Below are 5,082 nucleotides of genomic sequence, written 5' to 3'. Positions count from 1 at the left end.
GATGTTTAATTGGAGGATGCCGCTGAAGCCTTAAGGAAGGCACCCAATGAAACCCAATGAAGGCCAAGCTCTAAATAGGGCAATGGATGTCTCCATGAAAAGGGTAAGAATACCTTAATATAAAGGGGGAATCAAGTTACCCTTGATCTCTCGTACTCTATCATGTCTTTTAATCCTCCCCTTAGGCCATATTTCTCCGTGAATCCTAATTCACCGTATAGTCTACTGCAGTCTACGTCTAAGCCAGCTGGACCTGGTACTTTTGATGATGTTTCAGTAGGCTTATCTAGGGGCTTGTAATCAACCTTAGCATTCGGTAGGAGTTCCTTAATTGCATTCAGTACGTCAATCATTGTGAACGGTGTTTTGGAGCCGAGGTTGTAGACTGGTCTCTTAACCTTATCCACTAGGGCTAGGTGTATGAAAGCCCTAGCAGCATCCTTAACGTAAAGCCACCTATACTTGGCACCACTATACGCGAAGTCGTCTGGAACCCTACCATAACCCTTCAATATGACATCCCTCAGGAAACTGTTGAATTGCCCAGTATAGCCGCTGTACCTACCAGGTCCCCATGCCGTAGTTAACCTACCCCCAATTACCTCTAGGCCGTAATTACTCATGTAGAATGCGCCATATAGTTCATTGGCAAGTTTAGTTACGTGGTATGGATCCGGGGGAGTATGGGGGTAGTCATCCTCATTAACACTACCCTTACCGTAGACTGAGGGGGAACCGTAGACTGACTCTGAGCTCGCGTAGACAACGCGCTTAAGGTCCATTAACCTAGCAGCTTCGAAAATATTAAATGTACCAATAATGTTAACCTTAGCAGCCTTAAGGGGCCTAACCCTAGACTCCAACAGTATCATTGCAGCTAAGTGAATGATCCTCTTAACATTAAACCTCTTAATAACCCCAATTAACTCATCAAAATCCATCAAATCAATACTAGCCAACTCAAGACTAGGCCCCTTCTTAGCCATTAATTCACCACTAAACCTAACATCAAGAGCTATAACTCTATAACCCATTTCAATTAACTCCCCAACCACAAAACTACCGACCTGGCCACTGGCACCTGTGACTAGGATTGTTTCACTCATGTGTAAATCACCCTAATTAAGCTTAATAAGTATTAACACCTCATGATAAATCAATAACTTAAGCTTAATAAGGGGATACGTTAAGACTTAATAATGACTGGTGAGGTTACTTTCAACTTTAAGGATTGGTGCGTTTTCATATCTGGCTCCACTGAGGGTATTGGTTTAGCAATTGCTGAGGGTTTTGGTAGGGCTGGTGGTAGGGTTTTCATTAATGGCGTTAGGAGGGAACCTGCTAATGGGGCTATTAAGTATCTGAGGGATAGGGGTATTGAGCCTATTCTACTCCTTGGTGATGTTTCAAGTAGGGATAATGTTAGGGCCTTTAGGGATGCTATTGAGGCTAAGTGCGGTAAGCTTGACGTCTTAGTGAATAATGCCTCCATTGAGGTTGATAAGCCCTTTGAGGATTATGATTACGAGACTTGGAGGAGGTTGATTGAGGTTAACCTAGACGCATACTACATGCTGGCCAAGGAATTCCTACCACTACTGCTTAAAGGTGAAGGTAAGGTAATTATCAATATTTCATCGGTTCAAGGCATTGAATGCGAACCAACCACCGGAGCATACAGTGTAACTAAGGCTGCTGAATTAGGCTTAACAAGGGTAATGGCACTCGACCTAGCCAAGTACGGTATTAGGGTTATTGGAGTAGCACCAGGAGCCATAGACACACCATTAAATAGAGTTAAGTCAAGCAGCCTAGACCCAATGGGAAATTGGGAACACGCCTATAGCGTAATCTCAGAGGCAATACCAATGGGTAGGTTCGGCAAACCGGAGGAAATAGCTAACGTCATACTATTCCTATCATCAAAGGCAGCAAGCTACATAACGGGAACAACAATAATAGTAGACGGGGGGCTAACATCAATATCACCAACAGGAATAAAGATAAAAGACCTAACAAAGAACAAGAAGGCTTAATGCTTAGGTGTCTGTTCCATTCACATATTTATTAACAATCTTTTTAACAGCCCTCCTGAGGTGGAAGTCTACAGTAGCCTTGGATAAGTTTAACTCCCTAGCTAAGTCTGCTAAGTTAACCTTACGTGGGTAATCGAAGTATCCCCTCTCGACAGCCTTTACAAGAACCTCATGCTCAATGGGCGTTAACTCACTATTATTAGCATGTACTTCATTTATCCTTTTATACGTGAATAATAATACATTGGCCTTCTCCTTAAGCCTACTGCTAATATCCCTTAAGGCTTCATTGGCCATACCGTTATTAGTCAACATAACTGTGAAGTGCTCCAAGCCATCACTGTACTTAGAGGACACAACAAAGGCCCTATTATCAACAAAAACAGACTTAACACTGAACCCATAGTTAGCATAGATTATGAGATCCGTGAATTTAGCACTGGGGATAATGTTAACAACCTTAATGATTCCACTATACTTACCCTTAAGCTCATCGATGAATGATTTAGTGACCTCACTAAGCCTCCTATTTATCCTGAAAACCTCAAGATTAATATTAGCACCCTGAAGGGGAATGAAGTAGGGGTTATACACAGTTATAGGATACTTCTCAGTTAACTCGGTCCAATCACCATAATGATGAAGCATAACCTTAAGCATCAGTACCATATGAAGACTAATTTTTATTTCATTATTTTTAAATTTTATTCAAGTATCAACCCGATTCTAAATATTGTAAATACATCTTATATTAAATAATATGAGATCATGAATATGTAAATAATGTAAAATATTGATTAATCATCGAACACGTTAGAACAAGAGTTATTAATCTCAGATGAAAGAAACTACTGTATGAATCTATTCGCTAAAAATGAAAATATAGTAAAACTAATAAAATACATCAAAATCAGTATAGCACTTGGGGCATTAATTTTATTGGCTACGCTAGTATTCATGAATAATATATATGTGGTTCATGCTCAGCAGTCTTATCCTACGTATAATATGTATATGGCTGCTCCATGGTACTATACTCTTGTTACTCCTTGGCCTGCTCCTTGGTGGAATCCATGGGCTACTGGAAATATTCTGTTCTTCACTGGTACTTGGATGCCTATTGCTGATTATAATGATCCTACTGGCCAATGGTGGCCTGTTTTGGCTGAGAATTGGACTGTTTTCCCTGAGAATCATACTTTGATTATTTATTTTAGGCATGATATATACTGGTTTAATGGTACTGCGGTTATTCCGTTTACTGCATGGGATGTGTATGCGTGGTTTTATATTGGTGATAAGGCTTTCGGGAGTTGGGAGCCTTGGTTAATGCCCCAGAACGCTGACAAGGACTTAATAGTCATAAACAACTACACATTATCAATACACTTCGACTACTGGTCAGCAACAGGGTATTACTGGCTTCTAATGAGCTGGATACCCAACACTCCATGGCCTGTGTGGAAGAATGTAGTAATGGAATTAAAGACCATGAGTACAAGTGAAGCATTGAAATTTGGTTCAGCTAACATAACTGAAATGGTAGTCCCATACTGGGGGCTAAGCCCATACTACGTTACCAGTGTTAGTGGTGGCTATGTCATAGTTAAGCTTGAACCGGATTACTTCAATGGTGTGCCATTATTGGCTGAGTGGGATAAGATAATACCATTCCACACGTGGCAATACTATCCGCAAATAACAATAAACATAGGTTTATCAGGAGGACTAACACAATTAGTATCATTAGCAATAAGTGGCCAACCATACTTCATACACACATGGTACCCAGCAGTATCATACATGCAGGTACTTGAAAGTCACGGTTACATGATACCATTATTGCCTGATATATCAATTGAAGGTGTAGCGCTACCTACATATTATCCGTTTAATATTCCTCAGGTTAGGCAGGCGTTCTTATACATTATTAATAGGACTGAGGCAGCCACCGCATGGGGTCCATCTTGGCTTATAACGCCAGTTTATATTAATGTTCCAGCGCCTGAACCCAATGTTGTTTCTGGTCTTTGGTTGACTTTCCCTGAGGATATTAGGGCTATGGTTGTTAACTTCACTCAACCAAACTGGACCAAGGCAGCTGATCTCCTAGAGTCAGCGGGCCTATACTACAAGAATGGGCAATGGTACCTACCAAACGGAACACCACTAACCTTAACACTATACGCTAATAGTGGTGCTCATCCTGCGTGGTTAAAGGCAGCTCAGGTTGATGCATTAACATTAACTAACTTTGGGATTAAGACTACTGTTGTTACTGTTGAGTCAAGTACATATAGTTCTCAGCTCACGAGCTGTCAATTACCTGATACCGCTACTGATTGGTTCTATGCGGGTTCGAATAAGGGTGGCGTTGACCAATCATGGATATATTATGATTATGCCTATGGTACAGCCCCAGCATTATATCCTTCAGCTTGGTGTATTCCAGGTCGTACAACACCCTTCGCTTACCCCATTGTCCAAAATGGCCAGATTACTGGTTGGTATTGCAAGCCATTAATCACCAATTTGCCAATACCTAACAATACTATTGTATGGTGTGTGAATTCGACGTTTGGCTACTTCAACTTCTCAAACTGGATAGCTGCAATATCTGCTGCAGTACCAGGTACATCAACATACTATGACCTAGTTAAAGCGTATTTTGCATGGTTTGAATATTGGGTGCCAGGTGTGGAGCAATTTGAGGCTCAGATTGCCTACGCATTCCCAAAGAGTATGGTTGACCCAATGTGGGCATACACGTGCATCAACTACAGTAACCCACAGTACACTAGGGCTGCATATGCATTACTTCATAATTGGGCTATGGGTTGGGGTTGGGATGGATTTTATCCAGGGTTTAACACATGGCTATTCATGGGTGCTTTTGCTCCTCCTGGTGTTATTCCACCGTTGGCTGAGGCTATTATTAATGGTTCATTGTGGACTAATCCGTACTTCCATAAGTGGGCTGTTTTAATAGGCTTACCTAACCCTGATCCTCAGTTGCAGCAGTGCGTTGCCTCATACTTCCACACAA

Annotated in this window: 4 protein-coding genes; 2 read left to right on the top strand and 2 right to left on the bottom strand. The window is 41.3% G+C overall.

All coding sequences use genetic code 11. From position 1 onward, the window contains the following. Window positions 1-131 precede the first annotated feature (131 nt). Window positions 132-1,106 carry an NAD(P)-dependent oxidoreductase gene (locus tag Q0C29_RS08450; RefSeq protein WP_292000222.1) on the bottom strand — a complete coding sequence of 325 codons (975 nt, stop codon included), beginning with the start codon at window positions 1,104-1,106 and terminating at the stop codon, window positions 132-134. A 93-nt stretch (window positions 1,107-1,199) separates the two neighbouring features. Here Q0C29_RS08450 and Q0C29_RS08445 point away from each other — a divergent pair, with 93 nt between their 5' ends. Further along, complete coding sequence (locus tag Q0C29_RS08445) at window positions 1,200-2,036, top strand: SDR family NAD(P)-dependent oxidoreductase (protein WP_292000221.1); 837 nt, start codon at window positions 1,200-1,202, stop codon at window positions 2,034-2,036. A 3-nt stretch (window positions 2,037-2,039) separates the two neighbouring features. Here the strand turns inward: Q0C29_RS08445 and Q0C29_RS08440 are convergent, their stop codons facing one another. Continuing rightward, the gene (locus tag Q0C29_RS08440) at window positions 2,040-2,705 is read right to left on the bottom strand and encodes a helix-turn-helix domain-containing protein (RefSeq protein WP_292000220.1); all 666 of its coding nucleotides are present in this window, start codon (window positions 2,703-2,705) and stop codon (window positions 2,040-2,042) included. Between the two features lie 288 nt (window positions 2,706-2,993). On the opposite strand from Q0C29_RS08440, the gene Q0C29_RS08435 reads away from it, so the two are divergent. Beyond that, the coding region (locus Q0C29_RS08435) for an ABC transporter substrate-binding protein (RefSeq protein ID WP_292000219.1) at window positions 2,994-5,082 on the top strand (2,089 nt) is incomplete at its 3' end.

Origin of the sequence: Caldivirga sp. (assembly GCF_023256255.1) — an archaeon.
Taxonomy (GTDB): domain Archaea; phylum Thermoproteota; class Thermoprotei; order Thermoproteales; family Thermocladiaceae; genus Caldivirga.
Note: the sequence above shows the minus strand (reverse complement) of the source record. Positions and strands in the feature narration are given on the sequence as shown.